At 56.7% G+C, this 22,691-nt stretch carries 22 protein-coding genes; 6 read left to right on the top strand and 16 right to left on the bottom strand.

Features of this window, described 5'->3' with window-relative positions; genetic code table 11:
* Positions 1-6: 6 nt before the first annotated feature.
* Complete coding sequence (gene rmuC / locus JYG33_RS14585) at positions 7-1,374, bottom strand: DNA recombination protein RmuC (RefSeq protein WP_207872890.1); 1,368 nt, start codon at positions 1,372-1,374, stop codon at positions 7-9.
* 278 nt (positions 1,375-1,652) lie between these two features.
* On the opposite strand from rmuC, the gene JYG33_RS14580 reads away from it, so the two are divergent.
* A complete protein-coding gene (locus tag JYG33_RS14580) occupies positions 1,653-2,663 on the top strand; it encodes an acyltransferase family protein (RefSeq protein WP_207872888.1) in 1,011 nt (336 codons plus the stop codon).
* Positions 2,664-2,696: 33 nt separating this feature from the next.
* Here JYG33_RS14580 and JYG33_RS14575 read toward each other — a convergent pair whose 3' ends face one another.
* Both JYG33_RS14575 and JYG33_RS14570 read right to left on the bottom strand, forming a co-directional pair.
* Complete coding sequence (locus JYG33_RS14575) at positions 2,697-3,944, bottom strand: D-amino acid dehydrogenase (RefSeq protein WP_207872886.1); 1,248 nt, start codon at positions 3,942-3,944, stop codon at positions 2,697-2,699.
* Between the two features lie 106 nt (positions 3,945-4,050).
* Positions 4,051-4,935 carry a LysR substrate-binding domain-containing protein gene (locus JYG33_RS14570; RefSeq protein WP_207872884.1) on the bottom strand — a complete coding sequence of 295 codons (885 nt, stop codon included), beginning with the start codon at positions 4,933-4,935 and terminating at the stop codon, positions 4,051-4,053.
* A gap of 147 nt (positions 4,936-5,082) precedes the next feature.
* Here JYG33_RS14570 and JYG33_RS14565 point away from each other — a divergent pair, with 147 nt between their 5' ends.
* On the top strand, positions 5,083-5,751 hold the full coding sequence (locus tag JYG33_RS14565) for a GntR family transcriptional regulator (protein ID WP_207872882.1): 669 nt from the start codon (positions 5,083-5,085) through the stop codon (positions 5,749-5,751).
* Between the two features lie 130 nt (positions 5,752-5,881).
* On the opposite strand, the gene JYG33_RS14560 is transcribed toward JYG33_RS14565, so the two are convergent.
* The gene (locus tag JYG33_RS14560; RefSeq protein WP_207872880.1) at positions 5,882-6,838 is read right to left on the bottom strand and encodes a tripartite tricarboxylate transporter substrate binding protein; all 957 of its coding nucleotides are present in this window, start codon (positions 6,836-6,838) and stop codon (positions 5,882-5,884) included.
* Between the two features lie 355 nt (positions 6,839-7,193).
* Here JYG33_RS14560 and JYG33_RS14555 point away from each other — a divergent pair, with 355 nt between their 5' ends.
* From JYG33_RS14555 to JYG33_RS14545, 3 genes are all read left to right on the top strand, one after another.
* Positions 7,194-8,810 (top strand): ATP-dependent acyl-CoA ligase, encoded by a 1,617-nt coding sequence (locus JYG33_RS14555; protein ID WP_207872878.1) that lies wholly within the window; start codon positions 7,194-7,196, stop codon positions 8,808-8,810.
* Positions 8,811-8,831: 21 nt separating this feature from the next.
* Positions 8,832-9,992: a thiolase family protein gene (locus tag JYG33_RS14550; protein ID WP_207872877.1), complete on the top strand. Its 1,161-nt coding sequence runs from the start codon at positions 8,832-8,834 to the stop codon at positions 9,990-9,992.
* A gap of 98 nt (positions 9,993-10,090) precedes the next feature.
* A complete protein-coding gene (locus tag JYG33_RS14545; protein ID WP_207872876.1) occupies positions 10,091-10,294 on the top strand; it encodes a hypothetical protein in 204 nt (67 codons plus the stop codon).
* A gap of 879 nt (positions 10,295-11,173) precedes the next feature.
* Here the strand turns inward: JYG33_RS14545 and JYG33_RS14540 are convergent.
* The 3 genes from JYG33_RS14540 to dctP all read right to left on the bottom strand — a co-directional run bounded on the left by JYG33_RS14540 (position 11,174) and on the right by dctP (position 14,128).
* The gene (locus tag JYG33_RS14540) at positions 11,174-12,496 is read right to left on the bottom strand and encodes a TRAP transporter large permease (protein WP_207872875.1); all 1,323 of its coding nucleotides are present in this window, start codon (positions 12,494-12,496) and stop codon (positions 11,174-11,176) included.
* Positions 12,497-12,498: 2 nt separating this feature from the next.
* Positions 12,499-13,023 (bottom strand): TRAP transporter small permease, encoded by a 525-nt coding sequence (locus JYG33_RS14535; protein ID WP_207872874.1) that lies wholly within the window; start codon positions 13,021-13,023, stop codon positions 12,499-12,501.
* Positions 13,024-13,153: 130 nt separating this feature from the next.
* Complete coding sequence (gene dctP / locus JYG33_RS14530; RefSeq protein ID WP_207872873.1) at positions 13,154-14,128, bottom strand: TRAP transporter substrate-binding protein DctP; 975 nt, start codon at positions 14,126-14,128, stop codon at positions 13,154-13,156.
* Between the two features lie 206 nt (positions 14,129-14,334).
* Between dctP and JYG33_RS14525 the strand changes: the two genes are divergently transcribed.
* On the top strand, positions 14,335-15,015 hold the full coding sequence (locus tag JYG33_RS14525) for an HAD family phosphatase (protein ID WP_207872872.1): 681 nt from the start codon (positions 14,335-14,337) through the stop codon (positions 15,013-15,015).
* 170 nt (positions 15,016-15,185) lie between these two features.
* Here JYG33_RS14525 and JYG33_RS14520 read toward each other — a convergent pair whose 3' ends face one another.
* The 9 genes from JYG33_RS14520 to JYG33_RS14480 form a co-directional block, all read right to left on the bottom strand.
* Complete coding sequence (locus JYG33_RS14520; protein WP_207872871.1) at positions 15,186-15,527, bottom strand: hypothetical protein; 342 nt, start codon at positions 15,525-15,527, stop codon at positions 15,186-15,188.
* 4 nt (positions 15,528-15,531) lie between these two features.
* On the bottom strand, positions 15,532-16,167 hold the full coding sequence (locus tag JYG33_RS14515) for an ABC-type transport auxiliary lipoprotein family protein (RefSeq protein ID WP_207872870.1): 636 nt from the start codon (positions 16,165-16,167) through the stop codon (positions 15,532-15,534).
* Entirely contained in the window at positions 16,164-17,081 is a 918-nt protein-coding gene (locus JYG33_RS14510; protein ID WP_207872869.1) for an MlaD family protein, read from the bottom strand. Before JYG33_RS14510 ends, JYG33_RS14515 begins: the two co-directional genes overlap by 4 nt.
* Positions 17,081-17,878, bottom strand: a complete 798-nt coding sequence (locus JYG33_RS14505) for an ATP-binding cassette domain-containing protein (RefSeq protein WP_207872868.1) — start codon at positions 17,876-17,878, stop codon at positions 17,081-17,083. Before JYG33_RS14505 ends, JYG33_RS14510 begins: the two co-directional genes overlap by 1 nt.
* Positions 17,872-19,008, bottom strand: a complete 1,137-nt coding sequence (locus JYG33_RS14500; protein WP_207872867.1) for an MlaE family lipid ABC transporter permease subunit — start codon at positions 19,006-19,008, stop codon at positions 17,872-17,874. Before JYG33_RS14500 ends, JYG33_RS14505 begins: the two co-directional genes overlap by 7 nt.
* A 64-nt stretch (positions 19,009-19,072) precedes the next feature.
* Entirely contained in the window at positions 19,073-19,897 is an 825-nt protein-coding gene (locus tag JYG33_RS14495; RefSeq protein ID WP_207872866.1) for a PQQ-binding-like beta-propeller repeat protein, read from the bottom strand.
* A gap of 12 nt (positions 19,898-19,909) precedes the next feature.
* Positions 19,910-21,205, bottom strand: a complete 1,296-nt coding sequence (locus JYG33_RS14490; RefSeq protein ID WP_207872865.1) for a TRAP transporter large permease subunit — start codon at positions 21,203-21,205, stop codon at positions 19,910-19,912.
* A complete protein-coding gene (locus JYG33_RS14485) occupies positions 21,198-21,689 on the bottom strand; it encodes a TRAP transporter small permease (protein ID WP_207872864.1) in 492 nt (163 codons plus the stop codon). The genes JYG33_RS14490 and JYG33_RS14485 overlap by 8 nt, the downstream gene beginning before the upstream one ends.
* A gap of 15 nt (positions 21,690-21,704) precedes the next feature.
* Positions 21,705-22,673, bottom strand: coding sequence for a TRAP transporter substrate-binding protein (locus JYG33_RS14480; RefSeq protein WP_207872863.1), 969 nt, complete (start codon positions 22,671-22,673; stop codon positions 21,705-21,707).
* Positions 22,674-22,691 lie beyond the last annotated feature (18 nt).

Here is a 22,691-nt window from a genome sequence, read left to right as displayed (position 1 = left end):
ACACCATCAGGCATCAGCTTCCTTGTTTTGGCCAGGCCCCTCATCCTCCGGCAATACCCAATCCAACCGCTCGTGCTCTATATCCGTATGCAGAGGCTCGATTCCCGGCTGCGTACGTTTGGCGCGCGCTGATAGCTCGGCAAAGCGGCTGACCTTGCCATACAGGCCCTGCTGCCCGGCCAGCGCTGTCACTGTACTGTTGTAGTGCTTGCCCGCCTGCCCCAAAGTTTCACCAAGCTTTTTCAGGCGCTCCGCCAGAATGGATACCTGGTTATAGATATCCCCCGCCCGCTGGCTGAGCTCGTGCGCCTGTTCATTACTGCGCACCATCATCCAGATATTGGCCACGGTACGCAAAATGGGCAGCAAGGTCGTGTGTGAGACCATCAGGACGTTCTTGCCCAGGCCGTAATCAAACAAACCGTGATGCTGTTGCAGCGCCTGCATATACGCCGCTTCAATAGGCACGTACATGAATACAAAACCAGGGCTGTTCAGACCCGACAAGGCGCTGTAGTCCTTGGAGGCCAGATCATCAATATGATTGCGCAGCGCTTGCACATGGGCCTGCAGGCTTTGCTGGCGCTCTTCCTCGGTCTCCGCACGAATCGCCCGGTCGTAATCCACTAGCGATACTTTGCAGTCCAGCACCAGGTGCTTGTCCTGCGGCAGGTGCACCACGAAGTCGGGGTAGCGCAGACGACCCTGCTCGTCACGGGCCTGCCATTGGGTATCGAAATGCACCCCACGCACCAATCCAGCGACTTCCAGGGTTTTTTCCAACTGCGTCTCGCCCCAATTACCGGTGGTCTTTTTATCGCCTTTCAGCGCGACCGCCAGAGAATGGGCCTCGGCACTCATGCGCAGACCCATTTCCTGCATGCGTTGCAGCTCCAGGCCCAAGGCCGTCTGACCTTTGACCGACTCATCATGCACCTGATTCACACGTAGCTGAAAACCGGCCAACTGCTCGCGGAAAGGTCGCAGCATTTCATCCAGAGTACGCTGACTATCCTGGCGTAGTGTTTGCCCTTTGGCCTCCAGAATCTGCTGGGCCAAGGACTCGAACTGCAGGCGCATTTGCTCCCGGCTGTGCTCCAAGTCTTCTTGTATGGCCTGATTACGCATCTGCTGGGCCTGCAACTGGGCCTCTCGACGTATCAGTTCTTTATCCAGCTCCACGGCACGTTCCTGGGCGTCCAGCGTTTGCTCCTGAGCTTGGGCCAGTTCCTGCTCCAGACGGGCGCAGCGATCCTGCAGCGCCTGCTCGATAGGTGCACTCATGCGCGCTCGCAGCCACAGCCCGAGCAGCAAGCCCAGCGCCAAGGCGACCAAGGCAATCAGCACATCCATTCCCGTCAAGTCCAACTGCATCCACCGTACTCCTGCCCAGCTCCGCCATGTCAGGAATGCCCCGAATGGTCTGTCTGGCTAAGCCTGCTATTTAACCGTATAACGCTGGTAATTTATACACCCTTTTGAGGCTAGGCTCGAAAGGAGATGGGATGACTTGATCCACCCCTGCCCATCAGGAAACGCCTCCCCTCGTCGTCACATCCCGTCAAAACTGGACGCGAAATCCCGTATTTGGGGGACAAATCAGAAACGTCTGCTCGTTAGCATGGGGAGGTCTCTGATTTTTATGGCTTGTCATGAACTGGATTAGCAATGCACGGATTGTGGCGATTTTTTCTGTCGTCTGCCTGCATATCGCCGCCTACGCCGTCCTGAATGCCGAACTGGGCACCGCCAATTGGTGGAGTGGCAATCTCTACGATGCTGCCACTCGCTGGTGTGTCCCCGTGTTTGTGATGGTGAGTGGCGCGTTGTTGTTAGAGCCCCGCCCGCAGGAAGGCATGAAGCTGTTTTATCGAAAACGCGCGGCACGGGTCTTGTTACCGCTATTGTTCTGGACAGCTTTCTATCTAGGCTGGACAGCCTTCAAGCAGCACTGGTGGACACCGGAGGCGGACCCCTACCCCTATCTGGAACGCCTGCTGCAAGGACGGCCCTACTTTCACCTGTGGTTTCTGTACATGATTGTGTTCCTGTACCTGTTCACGCCCTTTTTGCGGCGCATGGTACAGAACACCAATCTGCGGCAGTTAGCGGCATTAACCGGGGCGGCTTTTGTGCTGTCTGCCCTGAGCACGCTGAGCAACCCGGACCTGAACACCCACTCCGCACCTTTCTTTACCTGGTTCCTGTCCTATCTACCCTACTTCTTGCTGGGTTATCTGCTGCGCAAAGTGCCGGTGACTGTGCCTCGCTGGCTGACTATCACCGTGCTGTTGAGCAGTATTGCTGCAACGGCCTGGGGCTTTTATGCGCTGGCCATGACGCACGATAGGCAAACGGGTGCGTACTTTTATGATTACCTGAGCATCACCGTCATTCCCATGTCCATCGCGCTAATCCTGCTACTGCGCGACTGGAACCAGCCTTTGATCAACCCTCGTATCAGTGCCCATCTGGCGGAGCTGACCTTGGGGGTGTATTTGATCCACCCCTGGCTGATCGACCTGATGTACCGCTATCTGTTCACCGCGCTGGATTTCAACGCACTTTGGTCGATTCCGGTTCTTGCTGTCGCCATCTATGGTCTGTCCCTGTTGCTGACGGCGTGCTTCAAAGCCACGCCGGTTTTGCGGGCGACAGTCTAGAAAACTACTTAAAAAATAAAAAAATGGGCGGGTTTAAGGACGGAACGGTGCATCATCAATGGGCGAAGCCTCACCCGTCAGATGCGCCGCCAGAATCGCTGCGCTACCGCAAGCCAAGGTAAAGCCCAAAGCACCATGACCTGCATTCACCCACAAGCGGCCTGCCAGCTTGCTGGCGCCCACCACGGGTTTGCCTGACGGAGTCGCTGGGCGCAAGCCAGCCCAGGTCTGCGCCTGTTCCAGCGGCAAGCCAGGGAACAGATCCTTGACCTGCTGCTTCAAGGTCGCCATACGGGTAGCAGGAATATCCAGACCATCAAAACCAATATCCACCATCGCTGCCATACGCAAGACTTCACCCAAACGGGCGTACACAATGCGCTGCTCGTAATCGGTAACGCTGATAGCGGGTACAGCCTGGTTCAGGCCTTCCAAGGGCAGGCTCAGGCTATAGCCTTTCAAAGGATAGATCAGCGGACGGCCACCTAATTGACGCAGCAAAGGCACCGTACCCATACCGCTGGCCACCACAAACTGATCTGCCTGGATCTCGCCTTCTGGCGTTTGCACGGCTCGAATATCACGCCCTTCCATCACAAAGCGCTGCACGGGCGTGTTCAACTTCAGTTGATAATCGCTGTCGTTTTGCATGCGCTCATGCAGGGCCATCGAAAACAGATAGGCATCCCCCGCTTCCTCGCTGGGGGTGTAGATCGCCCCTTGCAGGCGCGAACCCAAGGCTTGCAAAGAAGGCTCCAGCTCCAATACCTGAGCCGCTTCCAACACTTGCTGCGAAGAGCCCATATCAGCCTGCAACTGCGCCTGCTCACGCGCATGCTGGAAAGGGCCAGGGCTGCGGAAAGCAATCAGCTTGCCATTGGTCTGATGCGCAAATTCCAGATTGAAGCGCTCCTGCCAATCGTGCAGGATGTCTCGGCTCAAGTAAGACAAGGTCAGCATCTGGGCCGTGGTGCGACGCACCACATCGCCCCGGCAGGCTTTCAAAAAATGCAGCAGCCAGCGCCATTGCTGTGGGCTAAGTGCCGGTTTGAAGCGCAGTGGCGAGTCTTTATTCAATAACCAGCGTGGCAAATCCTTGAACACGCCAGGATCGGCCAGGGGGGCCACATAGCTGTAGCTGAGCTGTCCGCCATTGGCAAAGCTGGTCTGCCCGGCCACTTGCGAACCGGCCTCCAGTACCGTGACCTTCACCCCTTTCTGGCGCAACATGAACGCGGTGCTCATACCAATGACACCGGCGCCGATAATACATACATGCATGGAAATACCCCCAATAACTGGACTCTATTGTCTTGGGGGCAAGGTCACAGCGCCAATGAATAGTTGGCGCACTCCATAACCCAGGGTTATGGTTTCGGCTTTCTGCCTAATCCGGAAAACGACATTCCAGCAGGGCCTGCCGGATGTGATCCAGCACACGTTCACGGGAGCCGGAACCGGCGTCATCATGAGCCGTCAAAATGCTGACGGGGATAGGCAAAGGTTCTGGCAAGCGATGGATAACAAGGCCTCGGCCTTGCATGGCGCGGGCGGTGACCAGATCCACCAAAGCCTCGCCTACCCGCTGCAGCACCAGGCCACAGGCTACGTAATGAGTCTGAACCCGCATGAAGGGAGCCACATCGGGGACATAGCGCTGCAGCAGGTCCTCCACCATCGCACCCACAGGATCGTCGGCATCTAAAGCGATGAAAGCACGCTCGGCCATCTCTTCCCAATGGCGCAAAGGAGCAACACCCGGCAAAGTCACATGGACCAGTTCGGTATGAGCCAGAACCTGCTGCTGCACACCGGACGACTCGCCCTGATCAAAGCTCATCACCATGTCCAGATCGCGCGTTTCCAGAGCTTGCAGCAACTCACCACTGTGATGGGTACGCAGCTCGAAACTCATGGCCGGGTGAGCCTGACGGCAGCGGCTCAAGGCCACGGGCAGTAGCTCCAGACCAAAGGCCGGGCTGCTGCCAATACGCCATAAACCCTCGTGATGGGAGCGCAGATTACGCGCCAAGCGGCTGACGTCATCCAGATTCTGATGCAGACGCGCAACGTAAGGGGCCAGAATGCTGGCCTCACGGGTGGGGATCAGACGGCCACGCACGCGATCAAACAGCCGAAAGCCTAGCTGCATTTCTGCCGTTGCCAGCATTTTGCTGGCAGCAGGCTGTGAGATATGCAGCAACTGCGCGGCCTGCGTCAGAGAGCCGCCACGGCAAATCGCATCAAAAATTTCTACATGCCGCCACCGCATCGACTGACCCTCCTGGTACGTGCTGGTCTGAAAACACCCCATTATCCTGCAACTTGGCCCGACAGAAAACGCCTCAGCCCCCTGCGCTTACTTGGTATCCTATAGCCCTTTGAGTCTTTTGCCGTGCGCCAGACGCCGGATGAGCTTATGGCTGCCAACCCCTACAAAAAACGCGAACCCAATATCCGTGAACAAGTCTACGGCATGCTGCGCCAGGACATTGCCCTGGGAAAAATCGGTTTTGATGTCCGTCTTGTCGACAACGAAATTGCAGCCAGCCTGAATGTCTCCCGCATGCCCGTACGCGAAGCACTCATGCAGCTAAAAAATGAAGGGGTGCTGGACGGTACGTCGCGCGGCTTTGTGCTGCGGGTGTATACGCCACAAGAGATTGAAGATATTTACGCAGTGCGTGCCCTGCTGGAACCTCCTGCCGCACAACTGGCCTGCGCCAATCAAAGCAAGGTGGGCATATTGGCACTGGAACACGCCTTGAGCCGGATTGAGGCGACACATCAACAAGGCGACCCTATCGACAATATTCAGGCGAACTGGGCCTTTCGTAGCGCCTGGATCAGCATGGTGCCCAACAAGCAACTGGTGGACACCATGGAACGCCTGCACGACAGAGCTGATCAGGCGCGCACAGCCTGTTTGCAAGATGCCCAATTCCGTCTGGAAACCATGCAACGCGCCAAGGCGATATGCACCGCTTTTAGCGAGCGCCAGGAGAAACAGGCAGCGCAGTTGATTCTTGAAAACCTGATTATTTGCGGCTCGGCGTATTGCATCAAGCAGGCAGAGTTGCTGGCCTAGCTGCTGTTGATGGCAGTCCACGAATCACCCCATTGCTAGACACACCATCCGTCTAAATGGAGTCACTTCTGGCTTCATAGGTTAATAAAAAAGGGCGCCGCAGCGCCCTTTTCCTTCAAGCCATCACAACTTAGTCCAGCGTGATGTCCAAGGCCTTGATCGTCGGCCCCATTGCCTGTGCATCGTGCTCGATCAGATCGGCAAACTCTTTGGGAGTAGAAGGCTCGATCTGAATACCGAAGTCCACGAACTTCTTGATGACGGACTCTTCTTTCAGCACAGCGGTCAACTGCTCAGTCAAACGCGCTACGTCTTCATCAGGCGTACCGGCTTTGGCCGAAAAACCCCACCAGATAGTGAAAGCCACATTCGGAATACCGGCTTCGGCAATGGTAGGAACGTCTGGACGCAGAGGGCTGCGCTCGGTTGTAGCAGCGGCAATCGCACGCAGACGGCCATCTTCCAGGAAGCCACGGCTACCTGTCAGCACGTCAAAAATAAAGTCGATCTGGCCGCTGACGGCGTCGATCAACGCTGGGCCCGCACCCTTGTAAGGCACGTGCACCAGGCGGGCACCGGTTTCTTTGCGCAGCATTTCACCCAGCAGATGAGTGCCAGTTCCCATGCCGGGCGAACCGTATGTCAGCTCTTGCTTCTGGCCTGCAGCCACCAGGTCCTGCACGGTTTTGAAGGGGCTGTCTTTATTGACCAGCAGGAACACGGGCGCTTTGGCGGCCAGCGTCATGGGGATCAGGTCAGTAGCAACGTCGTAATTCAGGCGCTGGTAGAGGTGACGGTTCAAGGAATAAGCACCGCTATCAGCCAGGAACAAGACCGTACCCAAAGAGGCGGGGTTAGCGTTTTTCACCACGTTCATGGCGACCTGGGCACCGGCACCTGGACGGTTCTCCACGATCACTTTCTGATCAAAGCGAGTGCCCATTTCCTGGGAAATCACACGCGCCAACTGGTCCGCCGCACCGCCCGGTGGGTAAGGCACAACCAGCGTCACATTCTTGTTTTGAGCATGGGCCTGTGCACCCAACATCAGCGCACAACACGTTGCCAACTTAAGCCATACCTTCATTGTTCTATCCCCGTTGCCCCTATGGGCTTATTCAAAGTCATTGTGAAGCAAATCGGCTCAGTTCCATGAGCCTGAACTGCTTGTTGCTGATCGACTGTTGTCTACGAACCTGATCAACCGCCCTGCCTGCCGTGTCTGTCCGGCCTGCCAGGCGCCCCCTTTTCTGTCTTCCTCGGCCCTGGGTTTGCGCGAAATACCACTGCTTGGTGGCATCAGCTACTTCGGGTTTTTCCGGTGAAGGACAGGAATTTCAAAATAATATATTGCAGTATACTGTTTGCAGGATATTAGTAATTTCACCCATGCACATCGGCTTGCCGCCTTGATCGCGCGTTGGCCGGGAGACAGATTGATCATGCACGCCCATTCCATTCCTGCTTCTGAATTGCCGCTGTTTTCAATACCTGCCACACAGCGCACGGTGCCTGCCCTGCTGCGTCTGCGCGCAGAGCGTATGGGTGATGCTCCGCTGTTCTCAGACCGCCAAAACAGCTACACCGGCCAGCAAACCTTGCAGGCTGCTGCCGCCAGTGCCAGCCGCTTGAGCCGTGCCGGTATCAAGCGTGGCGACCGTGTTGCCCTGCTGTGTACCAATCGCCACGAATTCCTGGATATGGTGCTGGGTTGTGGCTGGTTGGGCGCGATTGTGGTGCCTATCAATACCGCTTCACGCGGTGCGCAGTTGCAGCACATTTTGAGTAATAGCCAGGCAAGCCTGCTGGTGGTGGAAACGGATCTGACGCCCTTGTTGGCTGATGTGGATCTCAGTGCGACTGCCGTCCAGCAAGCCTGGCTGATTCAAGGCCAGGAAGCGGCACAAACCCTGTCGGTAGCCACATGCGATCTGCCTCCTTTGGGCGATTACTGCGAGCCTGCTGATATCGGCCCCGGTGACACCTTGGCCATTTTGTACACCTCCGGTACGTCTGGTCCCTCCAAAGGGGTTCAGTGCCCGCACGCCCAGTTTTACTGGTGGGGTATCTACACCGCCAGCAAGCTGGGCATGAAGCCCGATGATGTGCTGTACACCTGCCTGCCCATGTTCCACACCAATGCCTTGAACACCTTTTTCCAGGCCCTGGTCAGCGACGCCTGCATGGTAGTGGACAAGCGTTTTTCGGCCAGCCGGTTCTTCGACAATCTGTGCGAAACCGGCGCTACGATTACCTATCTGCTGGGTGCCATGGTGCCTATTTTGCTGTCCAAGCCCGAGACAGCGGCAGAGAAGCTGCACAAAACCCGTATTGCACTGGGCCCAGGTGTGCCGGAGCAGTTTCACAGCCAGTTTCTGGAGCGCTGCCATATGCATCTGCTGGATGGCTTTGGCTCTACCGAAACCAACTATGTGATGGGCCGTGGCATTCAGGAACAGCGCAATGGCTATATGGGCCGCGTGTCTGAAGGTTTTGAAGCGCTGGTTGTAGACGAGAACGACAACCCGCTGCCAGACGGTGAAGTCGGCGAGCTGCTGCTACGTGCCGATCAGCCCTATGCTTTTGCGCTGGGTTACTACGGTCAGCCCGACAAGACGGTCGAGACCTGGAAGAATCTGTGGTTCCACACGGGCGACCGCGTCGTGCGCGATGCCGATGGCTACTACCGCTTTGTGGACCGTCTGAAAGACATGATTCGCCGTCGTGGTGAAAACATTTCTTCGTATGAAGTCGAACAGGCTTTGGCCAGCCATCCTGCGGTTCACACAGTCGCAGTCTATGCCGCCAAATCCGAGCTGGCCGAGGACGAGGTCATGGCCATGATTGTGCTGCGCCCTGATTGCACGGTCAGTTGCGAGGAGCTGCTGCAACACTGCGAACGCCGCCTGCCTTACTTTGCGGTGCCGCGCTTTGTTGAGTTTGCTGAAGTCTTGCCCACCACGGAAAATGGCAAGATTCAAAAGTTTGCCCTGCGTGATCGTGGCATTGGCCCCGACACCTGGGATAGAGAAAAAGCGGGCTATCAGGTTCGCCGCTGATCGCTGCCACAGGAATTCGATATGACGCCTAGTTTCAATCTGGATACGGTACGCCTTCTGGGGGCCACTGAAGTCACCTATACCCGGCGCGGTCAGCTCAGCACCTCCGAGCTGCTGGCTCAGGCTTTCAAACAGTCCTTGGCCGCCGCCGGTTTGCAGGCCAGCGATATTGATGGCCTGGGAGTGGCCTCGTTTACCCACGCGCCTGATCGGGCGATTGACCTGGCCTGGAAGCTGGGTTTGAAGGTGGGCTGGATTATGGATGACAGCAATGGCGGTGCCAGCGGTCTGAATATCCTGCAACACGCGATCCGCGCGGTTCAGGCAGGGGATGCCCGCTGTATTGCGATTGTGGCGGGCGATCATTTTCAGGCCAAGGATTTCCAGCAACTGGTCGAGAACTATAACCAGACAACTTACGATCATTTACGGCCTTTGGGCGCGGGCAGTCCGAATCATCGCTTTGCCATGCTGACGGCGAATCAGATGCGTAAGTTAGGCTTGGAGCGGGAGGATTATGCCGCGCTGGTGATGCGTCAGCGTTTGTGGGCCAGCATGAATCCTGGGGCGGCGTATCAAAGTCCTATGAGTCTGGATGACTATTTGAATGCGCCTCAAGTGGCGGACCCACTGACGCGGCTGGATTGTGTGCCGGTAGTGGATGGGGCCAATGCCTTGATTGTGATGCGCGAGGATCATCCGGCGGCAAAGAATCAGCCTGCAATTACGGTGAAGGCTTTACGCAGTTTTCACAATATTGATGATCAGCAAAGCGATGGTTTGAGCACGGGTCTGGCGGCTTTGGCCCCGGCTTTGTGGGCGGACTCGGGCTTAAGTCCTGCACAGATGGATGTGGTCAGTATTTATGACGATTATCCAGTCATGGTTTTGGCACAGTTGCAGGATTTGGGCTTTTTTGATGCAGACGGGGCCAAGCGGTTTATTCACGAGTCGATTGCGACGGGGCGTTTGCCTTTGAATACGTCTGGCGGGCAGTTATCGGCCGGGCAGGCTGGAGCGGCGTGCAGCTTGCATGGTTTGGTGGAGGTGATCCATCAGTTGAGCGGTCAGGCGGGGGAGCGTCAGGTGGCGCAGGCTCGTTATGGTTTGGTCACGGGTTACGGCATGGTGGAGTATCGCTATGGCATGTGCTCGACGGCGCTTGTTTTGGAGGCCTTGTGATGGGTCCGTCTGTGTTTCGTTGCGTGCAGTGTGATCATCGTATGTTTCCGGTGCGGTTCTTGTGTCCTAAGTGTCATGGGGATGGGTTTGAGGCTGAGATGTGTGCGTCTGGCGTGGTCACTGAACTGACGCGTAGTGCCTTGTCTGGCGAGGAAGCGGGGGTCTATATGCTGGCGACGGTGGCCAGCGATGCAGGGCCGCTGTTGATTGCCCGTGTGCTGGATGAGACCGTGCAGCGTGGGGATGGAGTCGCTTTGGTTCTGCGGGATGGCGGGATTTATGCGGATCTTGTGCGTGGGTAAAAGCACTGTCTCAGCGGCTTTCTTTGGAATGGCCTAGCTTTCTGGGCTTAGGTTTAAATATCCAGGCATGTAAAGGTAGGGATGGCTCAAGGCTCGGAGTAAGCCACTGTTCGACGCGATAAAGAAGGTAGCTATAAGACGCTGATTAAGGGGCCGTAGCGGCGTTGGGGCTGGCAACTTGCCGGTGCTGCGCACCGGTGCCCTGGTCAGATAATCGCTACGGGCGCACCTTGAACTCGTCCGGTGGTTTGTCCCCCGGACAAACCACAAGCGTCGAACTCAAACAGCAAGGTGCTTGCACCCCTACGCAATTATCTGCCTGCGGCAAGTCACCTGATCCGCCCCAACGCCGCTACGGCCCCTCAATCAGCTCACAGTATCTTTTATCGGACGATTGTTGATTGGGGTTTGGATGCTCCGACTTCGTATTCTTAACGAGCGGGTTGATCGTAGAGCTGTTTGATGAATGGGATTATTTAGACAGATGGGGAGTAGGCAGTAACTGTCCTAAGCCAGTATTTGCCAATGTTTGAGTGCGCTTTCCTACACACAAGCTAAAGACGTGGGGCTTATGCACTTAAGCCTTAAAAACTGACTTGAACGCTGTCGGTACGAACACTACCTGCATCTTGCTCACCTCCAAAATCGCTCTCAGCGACGAGCAGAAAGATCGTTCAAGTTCTTATGCGCCGTTCCCACATCAATCACTTTGCTGCACATAAATAGGCGGCAAAAAGCGATCAACTCTATCGAGCATAAAAAAACCTCAGTTTGGCATCTGCCGAACTGAGGTTTTTTGTTTGAAAGCCTGTTCCAGATTGTGGCTTTCGTCGCGGGACAACATGCTTGTTGTCCCACTTTCAGGCTGACTGCTCTGTCTTAGCCGATCAGTCCTGGCAAGCCTACGGCAATCCAGGGGATGAACAGGACCAAGGCTAGTACGCCGACTTCGATCACCAGGAAGGGCACGGCTGCTCGGTAGATGTGGGGCAAGCGGATGGACGGGGGTGCCACGCTTTGCATCACGATCAGCAACAGGCCAAACGGTGGGGTCAGCAGGCCGATTTCCAGGGCGATCAGGATCATTACACCCAGCCAGACGGTGTCCACGCCTGCAGCCAAGGCCAGGGGCATGAAGAAGGGCAAGGCGATCATCATCATGGAGATCTGGTCGAGCACGGTGCCGATGACCAGCAAAACCAGCAGCATGCAGATAACCAGTGCGAAGGGCGACAGGTTGTAGTCTTTGATCATGCCCAGGAAGCCTGCACTGGCACCAGAGAAGCTCAGCAGTTGAGCAAAGGTGGTGGACGCGGCCAGGATGAACAGGATCACGACCGAGACTTTGGCGGTTTCGATCAGGCTCTTCCACAGGGCTTTCAGGGTCAAGGCACGGTAAGCGATGGTGGCAATAACGGAAGCCAGTACACCGATAGCGGCGGACTCGGTTGGGGAGGCCCAGCCTGCCAGCATGGAGCCCACTACGGCGATGAAGATGCCCAGCAATGGCACGACGTTAAATACGAAGGGTTTCCACAATGCCCAACCTTTCAGGCGAGTGGCGGGGTCTTCTTCGCTCATGGGTGCATCTTGAGGACGCAGGCGGCTACGTACGATCACGTAGGCCAGGAAACCCAAGGCCATCAGCATGCCAGGCAGGATGCCGCCAATCAGCAGGCGTTCGATGGAGATGCCTGCCAGGCTACCCAGCATCACGGCCAGGGCCGAGGGTGGGATCAGCATGGCGATGCCACCGACGGCCATGATGGGGCCCATTGCCATGGTCGGGTGGTAACCGCGACGCAGCATTTCTGGCAGCATCACGCCGCCCATCATGGCGGTGTTGGCGATGGAAGAGCCCGACAACGTGGCAAAGGTAGTGCCGCCCAAAATACTGACGATGGACAATTTGCCAGGCACGCGCGAGATCATGCGCTCGATGGAGTCGATGGCTTTGAAGGCCAGTCCGGTGTGGAACAGGACTTCTCCCATCAGGATGAACAGCGGAATGGGGGTCAGCGAGAAGCTGCCAATCGACGCAGTGGTATTACGTGCCCATTGAGCCAGACCGGCGGCCTCGCCCAGGAACAGCCAGGCGCCAAGCAGGTTGACGGACAGGAAGGCAAACACCACGGGTGTGCCGATGGCCATCAAAAGGAAGAGTGATCCCAGCATCAGGATCAATGCCATATGCCATTCCATGGTCAGACTCCTTGCTCAACAGGACGGGAAACCAGACGACGCAGGAATTCCAGGGCCAGCATGGCAGCGCCAAACATCAGGGGCAGGTTCAACCACCACTCAGGAAACACCAGGGCTTTGAAGACCATGGCACCTTGTTCGTGGGCGTCCAAGGCAACCACGGCACATTGCCAGGCCAGGACGCCACAGACCACCAGGCCCAACAGGTTGGAGACCAGGTCCAGCAAGCGCTGGATAGGCGTAGGCAGGTTATTGAACAGCACGTCGATACGGATATGGCCGCCCAGGTACAGCACCCAAGGTGCGGCGACGAAGGTGGCGATGATCAGCATGTATTCGGTTACTTCCACGCTGGTGGACAGCGCGTCGTAACCCAGGTTGCGCAATACTACGTCAGCGCAGACCAACAGGCTCATCAGCCCAAAGGTCAAAGCCGCCACAGCGCCGCAAGTGTTCATTAAAAGGGCGTAAGGACGCCCCCAGGTCGTGTTGGAAGGCAAGCCTTCCGAAGCAGTTGCAGCAGACATCTCGTCTTCTCCGCAGATCAAGGTCACTGAAAGGGAGGGCAGATTGCCGCCCGGATGGCATCATCAAAAAGTGGACACTGTCCCCAAGGGCACAATGTCCACTGTCAAACTACATAATCAGCAGTCTTGTTTAAGGCTGGTAACCACCAAACAGTTCACGCAGTTGCGCGGCGTATTTGGGGCTGGATTTGTCGATACCGGCCCAGCCCGATTCGTAGGCTTTGGTGCGCAAGGCACGAGCCACTTCAGGTTCCAGAACCAGCGCTTGCACACCGGCTTGTTCGGTAGCAGCTTTTTCGTCAATTGCCATCTGGTGTTCAGTCACGTTCTGCGACTCCATCCACTCGATCTGCTTGCGCATAAAGGCTTTCTGGTCTTCGTCCAGTTTTTCCCAGCTCTTCTGGTTCATGAAGAAACCCACTTCCACGTTGTAGAAACCGGGTTCTACACGGTATTTGGTCTTTTCATGCCAGCCCATTTCCATCACGCCCACCGATGGCCAGCCATAGCCGTCCACCACGCCACGCTCCAGCGCGGTGTAGACCTCGCCCGGTGGGATCTGCAAAGGTGTTGCGCCAATTTCGCGGAAGAAGGACAGGTACACCGGCACGCCGCGCAGCTTGAAGCCCGACAGGTCGGCCGAGGTCACGGGTTTGTTGGTATAGATGTGGTACTGCAAGCCATCCGTCGTGCGGGCCAGCCAGGTGATGTTGGCTTTCTCGCGGTGAATCTTGTCCATCAGCTCGTAGCCACCGTTCTGGCGCAGCTCGCTCATGGGTTTTTCGGTCAGCGTCAAAGCCAGTGCCTCAGGCACCAGATTGGCGTGGAATACGGCTGTGGTATTGGCGAAATCAATCACGCCGGAACGCAGGGCATTACCGACTTCAAAGGGAGGGATCGCTTCTGGACCACCAATCACATTGATTTGAACCAGGCCCTTGCCTTCACTGTTGACCTTGTCAACAAACTGCTTGAATCGCTTGGTAAAGAAGGTGTCCATCGTAAAGACAGATACCGCTTTCAGCGTTACTTCCGCTGCCTGTGCGCCAGCCATTCCCAATGCCAGCAAGGCCGCAGCCACCACCCGAGTTGTTTTATGCACCATGACGGAACTTCCGCAGAAAGGTTTATTATGAAATTTTAGTTTAGATATAAATATATCAATAATCAATTATTTATGAGTTGGGGTTTTCACTAGGCACGCTAAGGCGCCAGAGGGTCTGGCGCCATCATCCTTCATCAATCCTGCCGTCGGACTGCCTGCTGTATCATCACAGTCTTCAAGTTTTATTGGCTTAAAAGGTATTACCCATGACATTTTCCGCTGTGCTGTTTGATTGTGACGGTGTGCTGGTAGACAGCGAACCAATCACGGTTCGTGTACTGCGGGACATGTTGCAAGAGGAAGGCTGGGTCATGACGTACGAGCAGTGCTATGACTGGTTCATTGGCAAGGCTCTGCCCGACGAACTGCCTACCGTGCGCAAGATGACGGGCAAAGATCTGGATATGGAATGGGTGATGGCTTTTCGCATGCGCCGCAACCATGCGCTGACCAATGAAGTCATGGCCATTCCCGGTATTCAGGACACGCTGGATGCGATCTTGCGCGACAAGCCCGGCATGATTGCCTGCGCATCCGGTGCGGACCGGGCCAAGCTGGTACTGCAGTTAGGGCAAACCGGCCTGCTGGATTATTTCGGCACTCATATCTATAGCGGGGCTGAAACGCCACGCAACAAGCCTTACCCGGACGTGTATCTGGCCGCCGCCAACGGTCTGGGCGTTGATCCCACACAGTGTCTGGTGGTGGAGGACAGCGTAACGGGCGCTACCGCCGGTCTGGCTGCGGGCGCAACCGTCCTGGGCTACTGCCCGGTTCCGGACAAGGAAGAGGAATTGCGCAGCCTGGGCGTGCGTGACACCTTCCGCCGCATGGACGAGCTACCCGCTTTGATCGCCAGGCTGGAACAGGAACGGGTACAAGGCTGATTCATAGCCAAGCAATAGAAAAGGCGCTGTGTTTTAGGCAGGTTCTTCAAAAGAGGGCGATCCCATCTTTTTGAACTGCTCAAAACACAGCGCCTTTTTGTCGCCGGGCCACGCTCCCCTCGGGAGGCAGCAAGCCGAAAGCCTAGCGTGGAGAGTGGGTTGTCTTCTGCTTAGTCTTCCAGATGGAAGGTATGCAAAATCCGATGCAGCACTGGCGCAATAATCAACCCGAAAGTGGCTGCCAGCACCAGGCTGACGTAAGCCCCGTAAATGGCAAAAAACACTTTGCCTGCCCAGGTCTCAGGCAAGGCCATCGGGCCTAGCCCACCCACCATCATGGCGGCATTGAGCGCCGCATCGTGCCAATGCACGTTCTCTTCAAACCACATATGGCCCAATGCACCCAGCATCAGCGAAAAGGCCACAAAAACAATGCCAATAAAAGCATGCACCAAAAGGCGCTTGGCAAATTGCCAACCCGTTATCAGGGGCTGATCGCGAGACTCGTACATGTCATCAAGGAGCCTTGGTCTGAACCGTTAAAGAAGCTAACCATTGGCTGACCTGCAAGGACAAGGCGTCGGTCGCCTGTCCAAATGCCTCAACCACCTGCGGCACGGCTGTGCCCACTACATCCTGCTGCACCAGAAAACGATGCGTTTGAAGCAATTCGCCAGAGCGCTGGTTACGTACCAAAGCATCTAGCTGAATGCGTACACGTGGCGCTCCCTGGACATACTCCACCTGAAATGCACCCAGCGTGCCGCTTAGCTCCAGATCACTGATGACGGACTCACTATCCAGCACAACGGCCCGGAACTGGCCTGCGTCACGCAAGCCATCGGCCAAACGGTTACGCAGCAAGGCAGGCACATCATCGCCCCAACGTACGCCTTGATAGGCGCTTAGTTCATTGCCTTGGGGCAGGACGGTGATACGGGAGCTGGCCAGCAGGCGCTCGGCATGGGGCCGGTTTACCTGAATGATCAGGTTCTTGTGAGAAGCCGGAGCTTGCTGAGCCGTCAATGCCACAGCGGGAAGCTGGTAATAAGTCAGGGATTCAGCTTTAGGTAGAACCGAGCAGGCGGTGGACAAGGCGGCCAGGCCCAGGACCGATACCTGCAGCAAACGACGCACAAGCGTGGGCATCATGGTGTGAACTCCTGTAATTTGTCGCGACCCAAGAGGTAGCCTGCCGGATTATCTTCCAGACGAGAGGTCACCGCCCGGAAACCCGCCAGCACCTGGCGCAATTCACGCAAGGCAGGCTCGATCTCGGTCAGACCCTGAGCACCGCGGCCAATCGCCGCCGAATTCTGTTCCAACAGTTTGTTCAGGCTTTGAGTGGCACGGCTGAAATCCTCCATGGATTTCTGAATCGCATTCATGGCCTGTGTCCCTTGTCGGTCTACCAGACCTTGTGTGGACGACAGCAGCGTTGTGGCCTGCTGGCTGGCCTGAGACAGCTCCTTCACCAGGCTGGGCACGCCTTCACCCGCTGTTGAGAGCTGGCCCATCAAGGTTTCCAGTTTTTGCAGGCTGGCAGACAAGGATTTTGAGTTCTCGGCCGACAGGAAGGCATTGGCGTTATCCAGCAACTTGGTGATTTGCGTCATCATTTCCTCGCCACCGGCCATAAGCTGGGCCAGCGGAGAGGGCGAAGCCACAATCATGGGCAAACCATCGCCCGTGGCTTCCAGCAAAGGGCTGTTGGGGGTGCCACCGCTCAGTTCAATGACGGACTGACCGGTGATACCGGCCAGTGCCAGACGAGCTTGCGTGTCTTCATGAATAGGGATGGAAGCCTGAATCGACACTTGCGCACGCACACGCTGCAAGTCGTTCGGGTCCAGGCGTAGCTGGCGCACTTCACCGACGCGCAGACCGTTGTATTGCACGGCGCTGCCACGAGACAGGCCCCGCACACCTTCCAGAAAAACAATATCGTAATCGCGGGTCTCGGCATCCTGCCCCGCCTTGGCCAGCCAAAGCGAGAACAGGACAGCAGCCACAGCCACTACCAAGGTAAAGACCCCGATCAATACATGATGGGCACGCGGTTCCATTAACAATGCTCCTGACGACGGTTTTGGGCCTGTTGGGCAGCCCGTCCCCGTGGACCGTGGAAGTATTCCCGAATCCAGTCGTTATCAACTTGCTCCACACGCGCCAATGTGTCGTTGACCAGCACGCGCTTTTCCGCCAGCACGGCCACCCGGTCACAAATGGTGTAGAGCGTATCCAGATCGTGTGTGACCAAAAACACGGTCAACCCCAGCGCATCGCGCAAGGTCAAAATAAGCTGGTCAAAATCGCCCGCACCCACCGGGTCCAGACCGGCAGTGGGCTCATCCAGAAAGAGAATTTCCGGGTCTAGTGCCAGGGCACGTGCCAAGGCGGCACGCTTGATCATGCCGCCGGACAATTCAGCCGGGTATTTGGTGGCCGCATTGGAGGGCAAGCCTGCCAAAGACATTTTCATGGCGGCGATGTGTTCGGCCGCAGCACGGGACAGGCCGATGTGCTCGATCAAGGGCATGGCAATGTTCTCCACCACCGTCAGCGAAGAGAACAGCGCCCCTTGCTGAAACAGCACACCCAGACGGCGTTCCAGCCGCGAACGTGCTTCAGGCGACAAGGAGCCAATTTCCTGATCAAAGATGCGTACTGTGCCACCCGTCGGTGGGCGCAGACCCAGAATGGAGCGCAGCAGCACGGATTTGCCCGTGCCGGAGCCGCCCACCACGCCGACGATTTCACCGGGATACACATCCATATCCAGATGCTCGTGCACGACGTGATCGCCAAAGCGGTTGTCCAGGTCGCGAACCTGAATAATGGGACGAGCGGCTGTCTCTACCATCCCATCTCCATGAAGAACAAGGCTGCCAGCGCGTCGATCAGAATCACAATAAAGATGGACTGCACGACCGCAGAGGTCGTGTGTTCACCCACAGACTGCGCGCTACCCGTGACTTTAAAACCTTCCTGGCAGCCAATCACAGCAATCAGAAAGGCAAAGATAGGGGCTTTGGACATGCCCAAGACAAAGTGCCGCAAATCAATATCCTGATTGAAGATATTGATGAACATGGTGGGCGAAATATCCAGAATCAGGGCACACACCAGCCCGCCCCCAAAAATCCCCGCCACCATGCCGACAAAGGTCAGAATGGGCATGGCCAAGAGCATGGCCAGCACGCGAGGAATGACCAGAATCAGCATGGGATTCAGGCCCTGGGCACGCAAGGCATCGATTTCTTCGTTCGCCTTCATGGAGCCAATCTGCGCGGTAAAGGCACTGGCGGTGCGACCTGCCATCAAGATGGCGGTCAGCAGCACGGCAAATTCACGCAAGAAGGAAAAGCCGACCAGGTTCACGGTATAGATCGTGGCACCAAAATCGGCCAGTACCGTCGCCCCCAGAAAGGCAATCACCGCGCCAACCAGAAAGGTCAGCAAGGCCACAATAGGCACGGCGTTAAAAGCGGTTTCTTCTAGCTGCGCCACAATCGACGTGACACGCCACTGGCTGGGCCGCAGCATATTCAGAAACAGGGTTTCCAGCGTCAGGCCGATGAAACCCAAAAGCTCACGCACATTGCGCGTGATGTGAACCATTGCCAGGCCCACACGCTCGAACAAATCCGTAATTCCCCAGCGAGCCGTCTTCAGATGCTCCTGCTCCATCCGGCTCATTGCCTTGGCAACGGTTTGCAATAACTGATGGCGTTCTTTGGACAGGCCTTGGGCGCTATCCAGGGCCGTTTGCACTCGTTCGGCGCCTAGCCATTCGCACAAGACTTGAGCACCCGTGGTATCCAGGGATTTCAGTTCGCTGAAATCCAAAGACCAAGCGCCCTGCTTGTCACTAATCGAGCGCAAATTGCTTTGCAGCGCTTCATAGTGACGCAAGGACCAATCGCCTAGCAATTGGAGCTGGCCGGAGGAATCTGTACGAACATACAGAGGCGCGGACGTATTCATGCGCATAGTCTAATGGATTTGCTCTGAGAGCTTCCATAGCGCCAACTACTTTTTCATTCTTTGTTGACGATTAAGCTGGCTGTAAGCAAGTTAAACAATCGGGCAACATTTCCGCTATATAAATACGCCCGTCCAAGCCTGTGGACAGACCGTGCCCGTACACACCTTGGACCCGGCAACGCCCTACCAGCATGCCTGAATCCGGGTCGAACAAAGACAGGCTGGCGGTTTGGTCGCTAACCAGTACCGAACCGTCTGTTTGCACAGCCACTGCCATGGGTTTATGCATGGGACGCAGCTCACCCAGATAACGGCCTTGCGCATCCAGATGCTGGACACGGTTGTTTTCCCGGTCAGCCACCCAGACCGAGCCATCGGCGGCACAGGCCAGCATATGGGGTGTACTGAACTGCAAGGGACCGGAGCCGGGCGCTCCCAATGCTGCTAACCACTGGCGTTGCGGATCAAAACGGTGGACTACGGTATTACCGTAGCCATCGGTGACCCACAAGCCACCATCACCACATTCAACTGCGTGCGTGGGATGGTTGAAAGGCTCTTGCCAACGCGGCTGCTCCGGTTGGCCCAAACGCCATTGTTCATGGCCTTGAGCATCCAGCGCCAGAACCTGATGCCCATCCAGATCCGTGACCAGCACCCCGCCTTGCGGGCGGGCACTGATATGGTGCGGGCACAGAATATCCTCCAAAGACCAGCGCGCTGATACCTGCCCATCCGGCGCCAGCACTAGCACGCAAGCCGGACGACGCAGCAAGGCGGCGATACGTCCGTCAGCCAGCACCGCCACACTGGTGATGCTGCTGATATCTGCCTGTGTCCAGGCTCGTTCGACCCGATAACGCTGCGCCCCCAAGGTCACGTAGGCATTTGCCATTTCTTGCCTCCTTTACATGGCGTTGGGCAAGACCATGACGATTTGCGGGAAGATCGTCACAATCACCGTGGCCAGAACCAGCACCAGGAAGAAGGGGAAGGCCATACGCACCAGCTCGAACAGATTGCGTCCAGTAATGCCCTGGATCACAAACAAGTTAAAGCCAATGGGCGGGGTGATCTGCGCCATCTCCACCGTCAGGATCAGGTAAATACCAAACCAGATCGGATCAATACCGGCAGCCAACACCGCAGGCAATAAGACCGAGGTGGTCAGCACCACAATCGAGATGCCATCCAGGAACGCACCCAGCAGGATGAAAAATACCGTCAGCACGGCAATCAAGGCGTATTGGCTCAAACCCAAAGAGCCAATCCAGGCTGCCAGATTGGCAGGCAAGCCAGTAAAGCTCATGGCGCTGGTCAGGTAGGCCGCACCGATCAGGATGAAGGAGATCATGCACGACGTACGGGCCGCGCCCAGCAGGCTGTCAGTGAAATTCCTCCAGCTCAGTGAGCGCCCAAAAGCGGCGATCACCAAGGAGCCAACCACGCCCAACACGGCTGCTTCGGTTGCAGTAGCGATACCCCCATAAATCGATCCGATCACCGCCATAATCAGCAGCACCACAGGCAGTAGCAAGCGCAAGCGGCGGATTTTCTGGCCCAGCGTCAGCTCTTCAATATCGGCGGGCACACGGTCCGGGTGACGCAAGGACCAAATCGCGATGTAGAGCGAGAACAGGCACATCAACATGATGCCCGGCAGCACACCGGCCACAAACAGACGAATGATGGAAACCTGTGCCGCCACGGCATACACAATCATCACAATGGACGGCGGGATCAACAGCCCCAAGGTCCCTGCACCGGCCAGGGAGCCAATGCTGATGCTGTCGTCATAACCGCGTGCTTTCAGCTCGGGCAAGGAGATACGGCCAATCGTGGCAGCCGTTGCCGCCGACGAACCGCTAACGGCTGCAAAAATCCCGCAACCGAAGGTATTGACGTGCACCAGTCGACCCGGCAAACGCTGCACCCACGGCCCCAGGCCGCTGAACATATCCTCCGCCAGGCGGGTGCGATACAAAATCTCCCCCATCCAGATAAACAGAGGCAGCGCCGTCAAGGCCCAGCTCGCTGAGGAGTCCCACGCCTTGGTGGCGAAAATGATGCCCGCTGGCGCGTCGGCATACAGAAAAATCGACAAAATACCGCAAGCGATCAGAACCAGCGCCACCCACACGCCACTGGCCAGCAAGGCAAGCAGAGCCACCAACAGCACAACTGCCTGAGATAAATCAGCCATGTTCAGTCGCCTCCAGTTTTTGACCCTGAACCGCATGCAGCAAACGCCGCAAAAGCATCAGGGTCAGCAATCCCAGGCCAATCGGCATGCCTAGCTGTGGAACCCACAGCGGCACCGCCACCATGCCCTGAGCCACTTCCTTGTAGATAAAGGACTCATACACAAAATGAGCCGTCTCCCACGTGCACCAGGCTGCCAGCACCAGACCAATCGTCGTTGCCAACAGCTCGTAAGGGCGATGCAGGCGCTCGGGCATCACCTGCAACAAGAGAGACACGCGGATATGATCCCCGCGCAACATGGCGTAGGGCAGCGCCAAGAAAATAGACGCTGCCATAAACCAACCCGCAAAATCATCCGAGGCGGGTATTTGCATGGAAAACAGGCGCGCCACAATCTGCGCTGTCACCACGACCCCGATCAAACACAGGAAAAATGCGGCGAGTGCGCCGCAGACTCTGGCCATACGCTCCAGAACGATCATGGACGCACCCCTTGTTTATGGTTGACGGTAAGCGTCAAGCAACTTCTGACCATCTGCACCGGCTTTCTTCAACCATTCTTCGGTCATGGTCTGGCCAATGGCATGCAGCTCGCCCGCCAGTTTCTCGCTCAACTGGCCCACCACCATGCCTTTGTCAGCCATCGTCTGGGTCAGCTTGGACGTCTGTTCACGCGAGACAGCCCAGCCACGTTCCTCGGCACGGGCACCGGCATCCAGCACCGCTTTTTGCACGTTTTCAGGCAAACGCTGGAAAGCACGCTTGTTCATGATGACAAAGCTTTGAGGAATGAAAACCTGAGCGTCGTAGTAGTACTTCACGTAGTCCCAGGCCTGCGAATCCACCCCCGTTGCGGGCGAGGTCAGCATGGCATCAATAATGCCGGTAGAAAATGCCTGGGGGACTTCAGGCGTTTGCACAGTAGTAGGCACCGCACCCATCAAAGACGCCAGGCGACTGGTGGCCGGGCTATAGGCACGAAAGCGCACACCGGCCAGATCAGATAACTGCTCAACCGGCTTTTTGGTGTAAATCCCTTGGGGTGGCCAGGGCGAACCATAGACCAGCACAATACCTTGCTTGTCCAGACGCTCGGCCAGGAAAGGGCGCGTGGCTTTCCAGAGTTTTTCCGACTGGTCAAAAGACGAGGCCAGGAAAGGCACGCTATCCACCTCGAACAGAGGGTCTTCATTCCCAATGGCTGCCACCAGCATTTCACCGACTTGCACCACCCCTTGCTGAACCCCACGTTTCACTTCAGGGCGTTTGAGCAAAACAGAGTTGGACTGCACATTGATATTGAGCTCGCCATTGGTGGCCGCTTTCACATCCGCCGCGAACTCGCGCGCGTTTTGCGTCAGGAAATTGCTATCGGGCTGCTCAGCCGTCATATTCCAATTGGTGGCGGCCTGGGCCGTTCCTGCCAGCGCCAGAACGCAAGCCATCGAAAGTAGTTTTTTGATCATGATGTCGCTTCTCCCAAG

It is taken from the genome of Alcaligenes sp. SORT26, assembly GCF_017377875.1.
Taxonomy (GTDB): Bacteria; Pseudomonadota; Gammaproteobacteria; order Burkholderiales; family Burkholderiaceae_B; genus Alcaligenes; species Alcaligenes parafaecalis.
Note: the sequence above shows the minus strand (reverse complement) of the source record. Positions and strands in the feature narration are given on the sequence as shown.

Bases quoted from the DNA above. Each gene is read 5' to 3' on its own strand.
- rmuC (WP_207872890.1), bottom strand. From the start codon at position 1,374: ATGCAGTTGGACTTGACGGGAATGGATGTGCTGATTGCCTTGGTCGCC.
- JYG33_RS14580 (WP_207872888.1), top strand. From the start codon at position 1,653: ATGAACTGGATTAGCAATGCACGGATTGTGGCGATTTTTTCTGTCGTC.
- JYG33_RS14575 (WP_207872886.1), bottom strand. From the start codon at position 3,944: ATGCATGTATGTATTATCGGCGCCGGTGTCATTGGTATGAGCACCGCG.
- JYG33_RS14570 (WP_207872884.1), bottom strand. From the start codon at position 4,935: ATGCGGTGGCGGCATGTAGAAATTTTTGATGCGATTTGCCGTGGCGGC.
- JYG33_RS14565 (WP_207872882.1), top strand. From the start codon at position 5,083: ATGGCTGCCAACCCCTACAAAAAACGCGAACCCAATATCCGTGAACAA.
- JYG33_RS14560 (WP_207872880.1), bottom strand. From the start codon at position 6,838: ATGAAGGTATGGCTTAAGTTGGCAACGTGTTGTGCGCTGATGTTGGGT.
- JYG33_RS14555 (WP_207872878.1), top strand. From the start codon at position 7,194: ATGCACGCCCATTCCATTCCTGCTTCTGAATTGCCGCTGTTTTCAATA.
- JYG33_RS14550 (WP_207872877.1), top strand. From the start codon at position 8,832: ATGACGCCTAGTTTCAATCTGGATACGGTACGCCTTCTGGGGGCCACT.
- JYG33_RS14545 (WP_207872876.1), top strand. From the start codon at position 10,091: ATGTGTGCGTCTGGCGTGGTCACTGAACTGACGCGTAGTGCCTTGTCT.
- JYG33_RS14540 (WP_207872875.1), bottom strand. From the start codon at position 12,496: ATGGAATGGCATATGGCATTGATCCTGATGCTGGGATCACTCTTCCTT.
- JYG33_RS14535 (WP_207872874.1), bottom strand. From the start codon at position 13,023: ATGTCTGCTGCAACTGCTTCGGAAGGCTTGCCTTCCAACACGACCTGG.
- dctP (WP_207872873.1), bottom strand. From the start codon at position 14,128: ATGGTGCATAAAACAACTCGGGTGGTGGCTGCGGCCTTGCTGGCATTG.
- JYG33_RS14525 (WP_207872872.1), top strand. From the start codon at position 14,335: ATGACATTTTCCGCTGTGCTGTTTGATTGTGACGGTGTGCTGGTAGAC.
- JYG33_RS14520 (WP_207872871.1), bottom strand. From the start codon at position 15,527: ATGTACGAGTCTCGCGATCAGCCCCTGATAACGGGTTGGCAATTTGCC.
- JYG33_RS14515 (WP_207872870.1), bottom strand. From the start codon at position 16,167: ATGATGCCCACGCTTGTGCGTCGTTTGCTGCAGGTATCGGTCCTGGGC.
- JYG33_RS14510 (WP_207872869.1), bottom strand. From the start codon at position 17,081: ATGGAACCGCGTGCCCATCATGTATTGATCGGGGTCTTTACCTTGGTA.
- JYG33_RS14505 (WP_207872868.1), bottom strand. From the start codon at position 17,878: ATGGTAGAGACAGCCGCTCGTCCCATTATTCAGGTTCGCGACCTGGAC.
- JYG33_RS14500 (WP_207872867.1), bottom strand. From the start codon at position 19,008: ATGCGCATGAATACGTCCGCGCCTCTGTATGTTCGTACAGATTCCTCC.
- JYG33_RS14495 (WP_207872866.1), bottom strand. From the start codon at position 19,897: ATGGCAAATGCCTACGTGACCTTGGGGGCGCAGCGTTATCGGGTCGAA.
- JYG33_RS14490 (WP_207872865.1), bottom strand. From the start codon at position 21,205: ATGGCTGATTTATCTCAGGCAGTTGTGCTGTTGGTGGCTCTGCTTGCC.
- JYG33_RS14485 (WP_207872864.1), bottom strand. From the start codon at position 21,689: ATGATCGTTCTGGAGCGTATGGCCAGAGTCTGCGGCGCACTCGCCGCA.
- JYG33_RS14480 (WP_207872863.1), bottom strand. From the start codon at position 22,673: ATGATCAAAAAACTACTTTCGATGGCTTGCGTTCTGGCGCTGGCAGGA.